14 protein-coding genes are annotated in these 14,376 nt (G+C 39.2%); 2 read left to right on the top strand and 12 right to left on the bottom strand.

Going from position 1 to position 14,376, the window contains the following annotated elements:
* Positions 1-279 precede the first annotated feature (279 nt).
* The 9 genes from PUQ00_RS16115 to PUQ00_RS16075 all read right to left on the bottom strand — a co-directional run bounded on the left by PUQ00_RS16115 (position 280) and on the right by PUQ00_RS16075 (position 9,284).
* On the bottom strand, positions 280-1,014 hold the full coding sequence (locus PUQ00_RS16115; protein WP_300418441.1) for a class I SAM-dependent methyltransferase: 735 nt from the start codon (positions 1,012-1,014) through the stop codon (positions 280-282).
* Between the two features lie 213 nt (positions 1,015-1,227).
* A complete protein-coding gene (locus tag PUQ00_RS16110; protein WP_300418438.1) occupies positions 1,228-2,664 on the bottom strand; it encodes an MBL fold metallo-hydrolase in 1,437 nt (478 codons plus the stop codon).
* A gap of 394 nt (positions 2,665-3,058) precedes the next feature.
* Positions 3,059-3,586, bottom strand: a complete 528-nt coding sequence (locus PUQ00_RS16105; protein ID WP_300418435.1) for a hypothetical protein — start codon at positions 3,584-3,586, stop codon at positions 3,059-3,061.
* 57 nt (positions 3,587-3,643) lie between these two features.
* Positions 3,644-3,805, bottom strand: a complete 162-nt coding sequence (locus tag PUQ00_RS16100) for a hypothetical protein (RefSeq protein WP_300418432.1) — start codon at positions 3,803-3,805, stop codon at positions 3,644-3,646.
* Between the two features lie 126 nt (positions 3,806-3,931).
* A complete protein-coding gene (locus PUQ00_RS16095; RefSeq protein ID WP_300418430.1) occupies positions 3,932-5,026 on the bottom strand; it encodes a cyclic nucleotide-binding domain-containing protein in 1,095 nt (364 codons plus the stop codon).
* Between the two features lie 123 nt (positions 5,027-5,149).
* Complete coding sequence (locus PUQ00_RS16090; RefSeq protein WP_300418427.1) at positions 5,150-6,343, bottom strand: hypothetical protein; 1,194 nt, start codon at positions 6,341-6,343, stop codon at positions 5,150-5,152.
* Between the two features lie 41 nt (positions 6,344-6,384).
* Positions 6,385-7,173 carry a MinD/ParA family protein gene (locus PUQ00_RS16085; protein WP_300418424.1) on the bottom strand — a complete coding sequence of 263 codons (789 nt, stop codon included), beginning with the start codon at positions 7,171-7,173 and terminating at the stop codon, positions 6,385-6,387.
* Between the two features lie 98 nt (positions 7,174-7,271).
* Positions 7,272-8,684 carry a cache and HAMP domain-containing protein gene (locus tag PUQ00_RS16080; RefSeq protein WP_300418421.1) on the bottom strand — a complete coding sequence of 471 codons (1,413 nt, stop codon included), beginning with the start codon at positions 8,682-8,684 and terminating at the stop codon, positions 7,272-7,274.
* Positions 8,685-8,864: 180 nt separating this feature from the next.
* Positions 8,865-9,284, bottom strand: coding sequence for an AraC family transcriptional regulator (locus PUQ00_RS16075; RefSeq protein ID WP_300418418.1), 420 nt, complete (start codon positions 9,282-9,284; stop codon positions 8,865-8,867).
* A gap of 1,264 nt (positions 9,285-10,548) precedes the next feature.
* Between PUQ00_RS16075 and PUQ00_RS16070 the strand changes: the two genes are divergently transcribed.
* Positions 10,549-11,166, top strand: coding sequence for a LuxR C-terminal-related transcriptional regulator (locus PUQ00_RS16070; protein ID WP_300418415.1), 618 nt, complete (start codon positions 10,549-10,551; stop codon positions 11,164-11,166).
* A 441-nt stretch (positions 11,167-11,607) separates the two neighbouring features.
* Entirely contained in the window at positions 11,608-11,955 is a 348-nt protein-coding gene (locus tag PUQ00_RS16065) for a helix-turn-helix domain-containing protein (RefSeq protein WP_300418413.1), read from the top strand.
* Between the two features lie 246 nt (positions 11,956-12,201).
* Here the strand turns inward: PUQ00_RS16065 and PUQ00_RS16060 are convergent, their stop codons facing one another.
* From PUQ00_RS16060 to PUQ00_RS16050, 3 genes are all read right to left on the bottom strand, one after another.
* A complete protein-coding gene (locus tag PUQ00_RS16060) occupies positions 12,202-12,597 on the bottom strand; it encodes a hypothetical protein (RefSeq protein WP_300418410.1) in 396 nt (131 codons plus the stop codon).
* 28 nt (positions 12,598-12,625) lie between these two features.
* Positions 12,626-13,231, bottom strand: a complete 606-nt coding sequence (locus PUQ00_RS16055) for a VWA domain-containing protein (RefSeq protein WP_300418408.1) — start codon at positions 13,229-13,231, stop codon at positions 12,626-12,628.
* A gap of 251 nt (positions 13,232-13,482) precedes the next feature.
* Complete coding sequence (locus tag PUQ00_RS16050; RefSeq protein WP_300418405.1) at positions 13,483-14,088, bottom strand: VWA domain-containing protein; 606 nt, start codon at positions 14,086-14,088, stop codon at positions 13,483-13,485.
* Positions 14,089-14,376: the final 288 nt, after the last annotated feature.

Here is a 14,376-nt window from a genome sequence, read left to right as displayed (position 1 = left end):
AAACCTCTCCGTATTCTCTCTTAGTCTTGTTCAGAAATCAAATAGGAGTCCTATAGCAATCCTATTTGAGTTGTAAAGATTATCGAACCGCCAAGCCGCCTTCTCTACGAGACGCTGCGCGTTCACGTAGCGTCTCGTAGAGAAGAGCGCCAAGACAAGAAGGAAAGAAGTTTACGAATCATTTAGGACTGCTATATGACGTTTTACTTAGTAACGCATTCTAGTTTGTGGATATGGTATGAAGTCGATAGGCTCAATCCGAATCCATGCAGTACTATTTTAAGCTCGATCCTTGCACTCAGTGAGATGAATAAGTGTGAATTTCCTTTGGTGAACAAGTTCGAGCAAACGGGCTCGTCGTTTTTCGCAACCTACTGTTAGAAATTGACGCGGAATACAACCACGATTAAGTTGCTCAACAGTTCGCTCAAGGGTCAAATAAGAAGTCAGCAATGTTGAGGCTGAGTCAATAAAAATAGAACTACAACTAGAAAGAAACGGTAAAAACTCTGCTAGCAGAAAGAGTATAGCTTCAGGCCCATGCATAATGTCACTGAATAACCAGTCAATAGGTTCATCCAAAAATGGCCAATGAGCCTTAATAATTTCATCCTGAAAATCAATGCTTTCTTGCAAAAGTGTGACGTGATTTTTGATCTCTAGGAAATTGGTCATCTCAGTAAAGTAATCACTATAACTTAAAAGCTCACTGGATAAAGCTTGAAGCCCCAACAATTTCCCTAGCGTCTTAAGTCGTTCGTGAAAATAATCTGTAAACTTCCTTTCAAAATTCAAGCCATTATCAAACGTCCATAAATGGCCAGAGCCGTTTTCTTGTAAAGCGTGAGCGATCCAGAATGAACAGACACCGAGTCCAGTGCCCAATTCTACGATTCGATTGGGGCGTTCCCGCCTGGCCAAGCTGTAAAAAAGTACTGCGAGATCTTCACTTCCATAGATATAACCAATTTCATCACGAAGCGTTAGTAAAGAAGCCCATTTATTATTGTTCATATTACTGACTTTTTTAAGAATTATGAGAGGGCAGATTAATACTTAGAGTAAATTACTGATTGAAAGCCTGTACTAAATTGATCAGAGTAGAAATAATCATTTTTCACTTTCAAAGCTTAATTGCATGCAAGAGGCTTTATTAGCATTTATTCTATTTCTATAACTAAGGTAAAAACTAATTTTATCTACATCTTTACATTATTAATTACTACCTTACTTCCCTAATCTAACAAGAGTATTTCCTATCTTCATCATGAAAGTCTTTTTTTCATTTAAGATTGAGGTAGATCCATTGAGTTGCTTCCATTTTTCTACTTCTCGATGCTGAATACTCTCAAAAATTTCCTGAAGAGGAAATCTGAGTTGGATTGGGTCTATTATTTCCTCATCAGCAGGTTGAATAATTCCATGAGGAGTTGGTATATAAATTTTTTTAAACCCGCGATGGTAACCGCTTAGAGAAATATATTCCCACGCTTTGACTTGTTTTAAAAGACTGTAAAAACTGGAGGCGGTAATGATAGTAAACAAATTAGCAAAAGGATTGCGACCTGATTGTGGTCGAATATTCTGTTCTGAAAAATCAAACGACCATTTGCGAGAGGAGTCAGGAAAAACTATTTCAAGTTGATAAATTACATTCCATCGACAATGTTCTAAAAATAAGGAATTTTTGTTTTCCAAAATAAAGTTTGGGAGATTAAAGTAGACTTCTTGTTCAATTGCCTCTCTCATATCACTAAGATTATAGTTATCTGGATTATCGTCGATTAGCTTACCCTCTATATTCACAGGTGAAAAATCTAATATCTCTCGCTCATCCTCTAATTTTTTGACAAATTTACACATTTCTTTTGTGTAGCTAAATTCGCTATTTTTGAATATCAGGATATCGCCTGGATCGAGAGGAAATACATTTTCTCCTATTTCTGGGCAAACCATCTTTACATCTTTACAGAATTGTTCTCGTGTTACTGGAAATAAAATTTGGTTTAGCCAAGATGACCCATTTATTTTTTGAAAACCGCAAGAGCCAGGGGAAATCGCTTTTGGTTGAATCACACCGATGTTCCCAAGACGCTTGTTGTATGCAGAGTAAGGAAAAGACAAACTTTTATTATATTGGTATTTAGTCTCTAACATTGTTTCCCAGGGTGCTAATAAAAAGTCAACCTGTGGATAGCGAGATTTTACGAAACGAATTGTATCTAGGCTAGCGTGCGAGTCTACTTGATTCCAGAAAACCCCTGATGGATCAGCAAATACTATCCCATACTCAGGCACACGGTTTTCTGAGCGGGTAGTGAGTATATTGGTAGAGCCAATCTTAACTTCACTAAAATCTCCCAAAGTATAGATGTGTGAATATCCCAATTCAGTCAGATAAGTTTTTAACTTTTTATCCTGAGGAATCAGGACATCGACTGTTTTCGGTAGATTGGCAAGAGAGCGAATATCAAAGTGATCCGAGTGCCAATGAGATATGATCAGTAGATCAAATTCCGGAAGTAGTTCATGAATTACTTCGCGTTTGGGAAATACATCTTCTATTCCTTGGCAATAGGGAGACCATAGCACAGGGTCCATAAGAATTTTGCAATCTTGTGTTTCCACAAATATCGAAGCATGTCCAATCATTTGAATTTCCATAGTTCACCTCTATTTTTTCTAAGTTTTTTAGTATAAGTACGAAGCAATGGAGAATATTAAACCAACACGTAATCAGGAGTTTCTAGAAGACCCAAAAATTGGTATTGTATTGTAGAGAACATATATAAAAAAACTATAGGTTTGGGCTTGAGCCTTCGTGCTTCCTAACAGCAAACTTTTTCAAAGTTTAAGTTTTTGCTTTTTTATGGATATCATCTCCTGTATATGACTTTTTGATCGTCTTAATCAACCAGCGAGCATAAACTGGTTTATTATTAGTAATTCAGTTCAATATAGAACCTTATCTAAGCTGACTAAAGCCTTTTCTGTATGACATACAGTGTTTAGGTGTTATTGTTAAATTTGTATAAACAATTATCAAAAAACCCTTCAACTATAAGTGGTGTAAAATTTTTGGTAACAAATCTTCATTGATTCCAGCAATGCTTAAGGTCATCACCCTTATAGTGTCAACATAACCAAGATAAGTTTCGTATTGTTCTCGCTTATCTGGAGGGATTTTGTCAAATTCAACTCCTTTCCCCCAACGATGAATAGTATTAGGTTTAATTTTCAATAATCTTGCAATTAAGTTGATGCACTTCTCCCTGTAACCGTGTTCAGACTCCATTGCTAAAATCAGGTTTTCTGTATAGCGAACTCGTCCATCATTATCCATGTCTTCCAGTCCAAACCACCGACGACAAAAAATTCTTGGGTTCATGCCTTTTTTCTGATAAACACACGTCTTCAGAATGCTATCAATGCCCGTAACTAACTGTTGCTTACTAATTGCTCTTGGAAAATATTCTGTATTCTGAGAATTTTGTTGCAGACCTGCCTTGGTAACAGCAGGCTTTAATTCTTTTATTACCTTAAAGTTATTGCGAATTTCTACTTGGGAGTTTGTTGTTTGTAGCATAGTTTGTAAATGCTTATAAGGAATATACAGAGTAAATTCGACTCTATACCCAGCAATTCAACTTACTGTTAACCTCCCCAACATCCAATCAAATCTTTTACCAGCGATCGCCACACCATCTAAAACGCTATCATTCAACTCATCGTCATATTCTGCACTAAGAGCCAACGGTAAACCTTGGCTATAAACCCGCCTACCATAATCAAGCTGACTCAGCATTCCTTGCAATCTCTGAGAAAGCAAAGTTGCAATCGCCCGATAAAAACGAGATGCAAAAATAATATTCCGCTAAAATTTTGCCACAAAGCTACTTTTAAATACAATGCACAATTTTTAGGTAGCAATTCAACTTACTTTTAACCGTCCTAACATCCAATCAAATCTTTTACCCGCGATCGCCACACCATCTAAAACGCTATCATTCAACTCATCGTCATATTCCGCACTCTCAACCAACGGTAAACCTTGGCTATAAACCCGCCTACCATAACCAAGTTGACTCAGCATTCCTTGCAATCTCTGAGAAAGCAAAGTTGCGATCGCCCGATAAAAACGAGATGCAAATCCTACATCTTGCTGTAACTTTGCTGCCATTTCCTGTCGGGGAATCGACAACAAAATCGAGTCTTGAATAGTCTTAACAGTTGCAGAAGGTAAACGACCATCAATAAAGGGTGTTTCGCCGATGATTTCGCCTTTCGATAATTTTGCTATTTCTCTACCAGAAATTTCATCACCCTCGATCGCAGCAAAAGCACGTGCTAAAGGATTACGTTCATCTTCAGTAATAGACAGAGACATTATTCCATCTAAAAGAATATATAGTGCATCCACAGTCCCTCTTTCACGAATGAGTGTGGTATTAGCAGGAATTTTTTGCACAGTCCCACAAACCATCAGCCAATCAATGTCACTATCATGTAATTCTCCCAAAATAAATAGCACATCTCTCAGTGGCTGACCTTGCGCCAAGTTGCTACGACCAAGTTGATTGATGATACTTTGTAATCTATCTGAAAGCATAATGGCGATCGCCCGATAAAAGCGCGAAGCGAAACCAACGTCTTGCTGCAACTTTGCTGCCAATTTCTGTTGAGGAATTGACATCACCAGCGATTTTTCTACAGCTTTAATAGTTGTAGCGGTTGGGCGATTACCTATCAATGGTAGTTCTCCCACTACTTCACCACTGGATAATCTCGCAATTTCCCGACCTGAGATTTCACCACCTTCGATTGCTGCAAAAGCACGAGTCAAAGGATTGTTGTCTGGTTGAGAAACGCTAACTGTTAAAATTCCATCCAGTAATATATGTAGAGAATCGGCAGTTTTTCCTTCTTGGATAAGTAAATTTCCAGCAGTTATTTCTCTTTGATGACCTGTAGCAATCATCCAATCAATGTCACTATTAGTTAATTCTTTAAGTAAAACTTCCGTCATAAATCAATTTTCCTATGTCTTACTAATGGTAATTGTCAAAAACGTAGATGCTGAGACGCTTGTCACAAGTTACTACAAAGGACACAAATAAAGGAGAACAGTCAATATAGGCAAGATCTAGAATTAAATGACCTTGACTTGAATCCTGTCTGAGGATTGAATATTCAGCAGATTATTTAATATTTTTTGAATACGAAAGTCAGCTGATTGATCAGCTAATTCTTCTAACGTCAAGTGGATCAATGCCATTAACATTAGGGGTTGAATGTTAGCATCTCTCAACTGGCTCACATACTCAACATGAAAAGACTGCAAATTTTCAGCAGCAGCTTTCACTAATGCCTGTAAAATCTTAAAAGCCCCATCAGAAAGTGACGGATTACCGAGGTAATTTTGCAGTCTACCTCCCTCTCGATAATTAGGAAAAGACTCCAACCCTAAAAAGTGCAAAAACCAGTCGGCTCGATAAGTCCCAATAGCGGCTACAATCCCTCTGTAGTCAGCAATTAGCTCGTCGAATATATTGTTTCGCATGGAATTAAAAAACCGACGTGTAAAGTAGTGAGTACATTCGTGTTCTAGCCGAATTGTCAAGGATAAACGCTGCCATTGTGCTTCTTCAAGTCCTATATCTTTGGCTGAAACGTTACTATAAGAACTATTACTCAAAATAATAAACTTATCCTGATAAAGCTGTTTTTGTGGTATTAACCGCCCAAACTCTGCTAACCAACTGCTTTGAGAACAATTAGCAGAATTTTCAGCCGACCATTGTTGGCGATATTGGCGAATTCTATCCCAGTTATTAAAACCGCTAACTATACAGGCTCCCATAGAGTTTGGGACTGGCTGCGGTTCATTTCGCTTTGTCAAAGCTTGAACTAAACAAACAAAGTCTTCTCGGTTTCCAGTTAATAATACTGGGATGGTTCCAGCCAAGCTTTGATGTAGTATTAATTGCAGTTTCTCAGGTTCTTGCAAGACTAAGCCAGTTGCAAGAGTCATCCCATCTGTCACAACACCCCGACGAGTAGCAGACTGATACGCTTCAGTCTGGCTAATACCTTCTATTATGGGAAATTGGAATTGTACTAATCGCTGTTTGAGTAGCTCAAATACTCCTATAACTCTTGCTAAAACAGCGTATTCTTCCCAAGCAGCTATATGCGGTTCAGAAGTCAGAGGAAAGTTGACTTTATGGGTTAATGTGTTGTGATCAAAGATGTTTTGATTGTATACCAATAGTTCTTCTACCTGTGCAGCAGTGGCTCCAAAGTAGGTAAGGACATCAGTACGAAATGATTTTTGATCGCTCATAAGCGTAGACATCGCCCTCATAAAGGGATAAAAGTAAAAAACTAATGACTAACGACTAAACTAGCAATCTGATTCGTAATTCCTTTGATAGTTTGACTGATGGGATGTTGAGGATAGCGTAGAGAGAAAAGACCTTTGCTTGCTAGCTGTACCATATCTTCTGAAAGAGGCAAAATCCCAGCTACAGGAGAGTTATAGATTTTCTCTACCTGTTGCTGCAAGTCAGGAAAATTTAAGTTTGGCAGCACCTTATTGATAACTAACAACATTTTTGGTACTTTCAACTTCCGAGCTACATCGACTGTCACGGCAGTTCCTTGAAAGTCTTGATTATCTGGACGTAAAAGAATTACTAAAACATTAGAAATCCCAATAGAAAGTAAGGTTTCTTCATTTAAACCAGGATGTGTATCAATTAACAAATAATCTAATTTCAGACTACGAATGAGTTCTTGAAAACCATCGTTGAGTCGAACGACATCATATCCTTCCCGGAGAACCCTGGCGATTTCACCAGCTTTAATACTACAAGGAACTAAATGAAGACTGCCCTTAACTGTACTTGTATTTCCCTGCTCTACAGCTAAAGCTTCAGTAAGATCATAGGCAGTATCTTTAATATTACAGTATCCCCACAAATAATCATTGAGGGTGCGTTCCATTTTGTTTTCATTAATCCCAAAAATTACGTGAATTCCTGGTGATTGAATATCAGTATCAATAATGCCTAAACGTTGCCCTTGCAAGGCCATAGTAGCCGCCATATTAGCAATCAAGTTGGATTTGCCAGTGCCACCACGGAATGAATGAACTGCGATAATCTGTGCCATAATTTACCTCGTAGTCATTAATCAAGAATCATTTTTCCCTTTAAATATCTCTCCAATTTTCAGTCTTGCCATCAACGCTAATCGATAAATTCAATGGCTCACGGATCGTGCGATCGCTCTTTGAGGGATTGCACCTGATTCTGCAATCTTTGGTAGTACTCTGTCTCAGTTTCGGTTTGTGTCACTTGCTGTTCTCTGAGCTTTTGGATTTTTTGTTGTAATTGTTGAAAGTGTTCATTTTCAGTAATTTCGGCAACGTGGCTAGCTCTTTTGGTTTCGTTAATCTCAATGCAAAGTTCCTGTACTTGCACTTTTAGACGCTGATCTCGCATTCTGACTGACTCAGCCATCTCTAAAAAGACACGCATTAATTGACCGATATCATCTTGGGTGTGAGCAAATTGAGCCAAGTTGTGATGTAGTTCCAGTACATGAGAATCAAAATCATCATCTTCCAACGCTTGGGTGGCGACGGTGAGGGCGCGAATCGGTCGGGAAATACTTAGCCCTAAGAGCAACGCGATGATTGCTGTAATTCCGCCGACTATTACCACGCTGCTGCTATTGAGCCAAATCAGGCGATTCAAAGGAATGGTAAACTCCGCTTTGGATTGGCTGACTCCCAATACCCAAGGTTGCGTTGCTAAAGTTGCAAATCCGACTATCTGCTGTATCTGCGATCGCGGTAATTGATAGGTGGCGTGTCCCGGCTGTGTAGCTCTCACCATCACCTTTAAGTCGGGAATGTCCAAACTCTGAACCTGATCCACACCGTAGCGTTTGTGATCAACAACCTGCTTTAACGTTTTAGTTGGTAGGGTCAGAAGGCTATGGTAGAGAAGAGATGGATCGGGATGACTAATGATTACCCCGTGTTGGTCTATTAGGAAGACATTGCTCTGAAAGCCTACGTCTAATGCATTAATAGTTGTCCAGATATTTTCTCCTCGAATCAAGAGTAGAGTAGCTCCCACAATTTCCCCATCGGGCGATCGCACGGGCTGGGAGAAGAACATTCCTGGACTTCTGGTTGTTTCGCCCACCAAGATGCTAAACCCGTAAAAGTCACCCTGGATGGTGGAATAATTTAGACCAATGAATTCGGAATCTGTCGCCGCGAGGCACTGACCCTTTCTATCCATCAGCAAGACAGCATCAATATCAGGATGAGAGCGGAGGATGTTTTCTAGTGTTAGTTGCAGGTTGGGGCGGTAGGCTTCTCGCTTTTCTGATGGATCAGCAGCGAGGAAATCTATCACATGGCGATCGCTACTGACTTGGGCAACAACACGATGATGATCAATAATTAGCTGGTCAAAGCGACCAGCACTACTGCTGGCTAATAGTTCGAGTTTGCGGTATTCGCCAGCCTCAACAAAGTTTAAACTCTGTTGCAAGTTGTAGTAGGCAGTGAAGATCATCGGTATCACTACAGCACAAACTAGTGCTACCGAAATTTTGGCAGCGATTGACCAGGCAGGTGCGTAAAGAAACCGATGGAAGTGCTTCATTTTAAAGATGCTTGCAAGTTTGGGGGTTTAACATTAACATAAATCTCAAAAAAACTGAAACATTCTGATACTTTAAAATTGATTTAGACTTTACGGTCTGAAAGTTATATCTGCCAAATATTAAAATAGATTTACAGCATTATTGCTCTGCTCCAATTAAGACTACTGGCTGCTACTACTCTAGCTGCGTTGGATCTTTCTCCAAGCTTGAGGTGTAATCCCATGATGTTGGCGAAACTGACGGAAAAAATAACCTTCATGCTGATAGCCCACTATTTGAGCAATTTGGCTTACACACTGATCAGTCTCTAGAAGTAAAGTGCGTGCTGCTACCATTCGACGCACAGCAATCCAATCATTCACCGTATGTCCCGTATGACGTCGTACTAAATCGGTTAAATAAGCCGCACAGTAACCAACTGCCATAGCTACGTCAGACAAGCTAATTGGTTGATTATAATTTGCCTCAATAAATTGAAAGATCTGACTTAGTTGAGGATTAACAGGAAATATGGATACTAGGTTGTCTGGTAGTTTAGCAGCATCGGCAAGGGCTTGTTCTGCAACTACCTGAAATTGAGCAGTATAGTGCTTTTTCATAGATATTTTTTTTGTTTAAACAGCAATCATCCTAGATTGATTAACTTACTAAGAAATCTGTTGACTCTCTTGAGAGTGCAGAAAAAATACTTTGTTTATAGTGATATTGCTGTTTTAGAATTTTTGCAAGTCACTTGTTTTATCTAAGTTTTTATACTTAGTTAATTTGAACTAGCAGTTGAAGGGGAGCAAAATTTTACGCATTGTATTTAAAACCTTTCTAATTTATCTTGTTGGCATTAGAACTAGGCAACCTTTCTTTTCAGAGAATAAATACAGCCTGGAATACACATTAAAATTATTAGGACTTACGCATAATCTACGAATTCTCGGCGTTCTTCTCTGCGAGACGCTGCGCGTTGGCGGTTCGATAAATTAAGCTTTTTAGCAGTCTTGCATCTGTTTGTACCACAATCTCTAAAAACTGATACGTTAACCCAAAACTTCCCGATTAGCCCATCTTCTTTAGCTCAAGATAGGGTAGACAATCCAAATTTGCAAAATAAGTCTTGGATAGGCCCTAGAGGGTTTTGGTACTTAGTATAGTTATTCTATCAGCAATATTACTTAACTTGTATATATATAATTCTTAACTTTTGAATTAAAAATCTTAAATTTTAATTACATCATTTTTTGAGCTTGATCAAGTTGTTAGAGGCTAGTGTATAATGTCAGTATTCTCATTATCCTGAAGCGACTATCCAGTATAATTTTTAGACAGCCTGATTATTAATACATTTGTGTTACCGCAGTCTTCATGTTTTTAGATCGCACTCTTGGATTCTTCTGTACATCTTTACGGCTGTGAATAAAAAGCAAAAACGTGCCGTATTAACCTGAAATAGCAGTATTGAAGAAGAATTCACAAGTCAGAATTCAGGAGTCAGAATCAAGACGCTCGCGGACACGAGAAAGCGTGACGCTATCAGTCGGGGATTCAGACCCGCGACTTTCTTGTTGACCACAAAACAAGAAAATTTGGTGGCGGTCTTAAACCCGATTATTCATCCACCAGTCGTACAGAATACCTTTCCTGTATTCTGACGACTGGCACCTTTATTCTGTTCGATAAACATAAATCACAAAAATCTCAGGGATTGGAAAATCCTTGAAACGGTTTTTTTCATATTTCATCTAGATTCTAAAAATATTAAGTTCCTGATCATAAAAGTTTCTGCATATTTTCTCGGCTAAAGACCATTCAGCCTGCTAGCTACACATCAAGCTAAAGCCCTTAATACCTAAATTTAGAGTTAGGGAAATCATGCAAGTACACATTGATCGAACTTTTAGTATTTTTGCTGCAAACTTAGTTTCAGATTCCTATGTCATTAGTAAGTTTTTCATAAACAACTCTAGTTTTCTTATTATTGCTGTTGAAGCGCCTACAGAAAATAACCAACAGTTTACTTCAGATATCATTATTGACGCTATTTCATTTTCTGTGGTTGGGCATTTTGAAGCTGATGGACATTGCTATGCAATTGTAAAAACTCAGAACACACCAGAGGTTATAGATCCTAGCCTAATTAGTATTCTAACAGGACGAGAGTTGCAAATTGCTGCTCTGGTTGGTTTAGGTTGGTCTAATAAAAAAGTTGCTAACCAACTTCAAATTAGCGAGTGGACTGTTTCTGCCCACCTACGCCGGATTTTTATTAAGTTAAAAGTAGATAGTCGTTCCGCTATGGTTTATCGCTGTTCTTCACTAATTAATCGTTTACACCAGTTACGCACAATACAAGAACAAATGTCGGCAACTAGTCAACCTGGAGGCGTTGCTCAATCAGCTATGAACGACCAAACTCTTCAGTCCGATATAGGAGAAATTGATCGCTTACTTTGCTCTGCCCTTGCAACTTCAGGCATTACGTCTGCTTAACACTCTCCTGATTACTAAGTAGGTGGGTATGAAAAATAATAACTATGCGCCGTGTGCGACTTTCTTTAAAACCTAACCCCCAGACCCTTCCCTGCCAGGGAAGGGGAGCAAGAATCAAAGCCTCTCGACCTTTCGGGAAGAGGTTTGGAGAGGGATTCCAAGAATAAGTTCCACATCGCGTTAACTATGTAACGAAAATTTAACCAAGAGAAGCAGAGTTAAATTTTACACGTTCTGTACTGTAGCTTCCTCTTTCTACCCGAGCTTCAACACCCTTAATTACTGCGTAAGCAAGGTCTAACTCATCATCAAACATCTGCCCAGATAGTTCATCTTTATTAAAGTGATTTCCGAAAAATAAATTACCTAAAACAAGTAATAATCAGATAACTAGCGGTACTACCTAGTAAACCTGAGTCAGGTTCTGACTACAAAAAAACTATGAAAGCTGAAGCAGAAAACCATCGCAGACTGACTTGTGAAGTAGAGACTACCCTAAAGGTGATTGGCGGACGCTGGAAAGTTTTGATTATTAGAGAATTAATGACTGGTGTCAAACGGTTTGGTGAATTGCAACGGGCTTTACCTGGAGTTACGCAAAAGATGCTAACCCAGCAACTCAGAGAAATGGAGGAAGACGGTATTATTCATCGAGAAGTTTATCCCCAAATTCCACCCAAGGTAGAATATTCTCTAACACCTTTAGGAGAAACTTTGCAACCAATTCTCTATGCTATGCATGAATGGGCTGTTCAACATTTAGCTAGAATAAATCACCATCAATATTAAGGATATAGGAATCATATTTGATTTGCAGACACCGAGAGGTTTAGATCCCTGACTTCTTTAAGAAGTCGGGGTTCGTTTTGTTCGTAACTCATTTAGGATTGCTATAAGTAATAAATAATAATTGCTAACTTAAAATTTTAGCTAGCAGATTTCTCCGAATTCTGAATTACTGTCTTCGTCACGCTTTCTTGTGTCCGCGTCCCTTGCGCGTCTCGTAGAGAGCGTCATTACGAATTACGAATTATTTTATTCATTGCTTCTTAAATATTCAATCGCTGCCTCTAATTTGGAGGAGTAACTTTCAGCAAACCTTTCAAACCAAAGTCCTTCGGATGAAAGTGGATCTAGTTTGACTAACCATTCTTTTGCCTGCACTTTCAAAACCTCTACTCGTTTGGCTTTGAGTTGTTCTTGTCGAATTCGTTCCTGTTCTAGTTCTTGCTGTCTTTTTAACTCAATAGCAGCATCCTGTTCTGCAAAATCAGCCTGAACTTCTGCCAAAAGGTTATCTATTAAAGATGCCGACTTGGGCGATGGTGGAATAAACGATTTGGCTGTGGCTGATTTTGACTGCTGCTGTTGAGGTTGTACTTCTTTGTATTCAGTTTGGAGTTCAGCTAACAGCTGATCAATGGAATCCATTTTTGTAATTCCTAATAATATAGTATAGCTAGTCATTAATGGCATTGAGTAGCACTTCCGATAGACTCAAATCTTCCATATCTTCCATAGTAATTGTGTCACAAATATCAAACTTAGCACCAGCACTTTGGAGTTCATCGTCTAAAACTTTGAGAAAGCGGGTAGCTTGCGGATCTGTACCGACTTGAATGAAGGAAATAGCTAATTCTTCATCCCGATCTATACGGCGAGAAGCTTCAATAATCACCTTCATTACTGCTTTGCGATCGTCCGGTTCACCATCAGTAACCACTAAAATTGTTTCACCATTTGGCTTTGTTTGACCGGCTGCTTTCCGTTGTAAGTAATCATCAGTTGCGTGTTTTAACACACCTGCTAAATCAGTTGTACCAGAGGGATCATTTTCTCGAAAAATTTGGCCTACTATGTTGGATGTCACATTTTCGTATCGCTTAAATTTACCAGAAAATACATAGATAGTGATGCCATCTGGGTCAAATTGCTCACACTTACTAGCTAAAGCTAAAGTAGATTCCTGTGCTGCAACCCATCTGCTTCTACCACCCTTTTGATCTTGGGTGGCCATGCTACCGCTTTTGTCGATAATTAAGGTATAGTCACGATTTTCTAGCATTATTCAATTCTCCAGTTAAGAGTCAATCAATTTTGGATTTTGGACTTTCCTACGGAACGCTACGCTCAGTCGAACGATTTGAGATTTAAGATTAACCGTTAACCTAAAGGTAGGTATTGGTAAAGGAATTTGGGATTTAGGATTTTTCCCTAGTTGAAACTAGTTGCTCTTAAACCAGGTTTTAATTTTGAATCCTTCAATCCAAAATTTAAAATCTAAAATTGCTTATTGGACTATGGGTGATTAACACATTAGTCAGTGATTGCGTTCGTCAATACATCTACAAGGCTCATTTCTTCTAAGTCGTCTAAAGTGACGGTATCGCAAATATCAAATTTAGCGCCGACACTTTGCAACTGGTCATCCAAAGCTTTGAGGAACTTAGTTGCTTGGGCATCTGAACCGACTTGAATGATCGAAATTCCTAATTCTTCATCACGTTCCATCTGGCGAGTAGCATGAATGATCACTTCAAACACAGCTTTGCGATCGTCTGGTTCACCATCAGTAATGACTAAAATTGTCTCTCCGTTTGGCTTGCTTTTACGGGCAGCTTTGCGTTGAAAGTAATTATTTAGGGCATCCTGAAGTACACCTGCTAAGTTTGTCGTCCCAGAAGGGTCATTTTCGAGAAATATCTGTGCGACTTTGGCTGAAGTGACATCATCGTAGCGTTTAAATCTACCGGAAAACAAGTAAACAGTGATCCCATCGGGGTCAAACTGTTCGGCCTTTCTTGCCAAGGCGAGAGTAGACTCTTGGGCGATCTCCCATCTACTTCTACCACCCACTTGGTCGGGTGTGGACATACTACCGCTTTTGTCAATGATTAATGTATAGTCGCGATCGCTCATCATAATATTCTTCTGATTGTTACCCTGTGGTTCTAGTTTAACTCCGTTTTTTTACGAGCAAGCAAGGCTTTTAAGCATTTGTATCAATCATGCTAATCAAAAAAAGCCGCGCCACAGTTGATGAATGCGACGCCGAACAGCCCGCACTTCTCTACAAGACCCTGCGCGTAGCTGGGGTACGGCAAGCTCAGTGACCACCGCAGGCATCGCTAGTGCGTCTTTGTTCCCGCAGAGAACAAAATCTTTCTAGTCCCCAGTCCCCTGGAAACACCAAAAGTTAGAGATTGCTTT

It is taken from the genome of Nostoc sp. S13 (assembly GCF_029379315.1).
Taxonomy (GTDB): Bacteria; Cyanobacteriota; Cyanobacteriia; order Cyanobacteriales; family Nostocaceae; genus Nostoc.
Note: the sequence above shows the minus strand (reverse complement) of the source record. Positions and strands in the feature narration are given on the sequence as shown.

Excerpts from the sequence above, each read along its gene's own strand:
- PUQ00_RS16060 (WP_300418410.1), bottom strand. The coding sequence starts at position 12,597 with ATGGATTCCATTGATCAGCTGTTAGCTGAACTCCAAACTGAATACAAA.
- PUQ00_RS16055 (WP_300418408.1), bottom strand. The coding sequence starts at position 13,231 with ATGCTAGAAAATCGTGACTATACCTTAATTATCGACAAAAGCGGTAGC.
- PUQ00_RS16105 (WP_300418435.1), bottom strand. The coding sequence starts at position 3,586 with ATGCTACAAACAACAAACTCCCAAGTAGAAATTCGCAATAACTTTAAG.
- PUQ00_RS16080 (WP_300418421.1), bottom strand. The coding sequence starts at position 8,684 with ATGAAGCACTTCCATCGGTTTCTTTACGCACCTGCCTGGTCAATCGCT.
- PUQ00_RS16075 (WP_300418418.1), bottom strand. The coding sequence starts at position 9,284 with ATGAAAAAGCACTATACTGCTCAATTTCAGGTAGTTGCAGAACAAGCC.
- PUQ00_RS16100 (WP_300418432.1), bottom strand. The coding sequence starts at position 3,805 with ATGCTGAGTCAGCTTGATTATGGTAGGCGGGTTTATAGCCAAGGTTTA.
- PUQ00_RS16115 (WP_300418441.1), bottom strand. The coding sequence starts at position 1,014 with ATGAACAATAATAAATGGGCTTCTTTACTAACGCTTCGTGATGAAATT.
- PUQ00_RS16095 (WP_300418430.1), bottom strand. The coding sequence starts at position 5,026 with ATGACGGAAGTTTTACTTAAAGAATTAACTAATAGTGACATTGATTGG.
- PUQ00_RS16050 (WP_300418405.1), bottom strand. The coding sequence starts at position 14,088 with ATGATGAGCGATCGCGACTATACATTAATCATTGACAAAAGCGGTAGT.
- PUQ00_RS16085 (WP_300418424.1), bottom strand. The coding sequence starts at position 7,173 with ATGGCACAGATTATCGCAGTTCATTCATTCCGTGGTGGCACTGGCAAA.
- PUQ00_RS16065 (WP_300418413.1), top strand. The coding sequence starts at position 11,608 with ATGAAAGCTGAAGCAGAAAACCATCGCAGACTGACTTGTGAAGTAGAG.
- PUQ00_RS16070 (WP_300418415.1), top strand. The coding sequence starts at position 10,549 with ATGCAAGTACACATTGATCGAACTTTTAGTATTTTTGCTGCAAACTTA.
- PUQ00_RS16090 (WP_300418427.1), bottom strand. The coding sequence starts at position 6,343 with ATGAGCGATCAAAAATCATTTCGTACTGATGTCCTTACCTACTTTGGA.
- PUQ00_RS16110 (WP_300418438.1), bottom strand. The coding sequence starts at position 2,664 with ATGGAAATTCAAATGATTGGACATGCTTCGATATTTGTGGAAACACAA.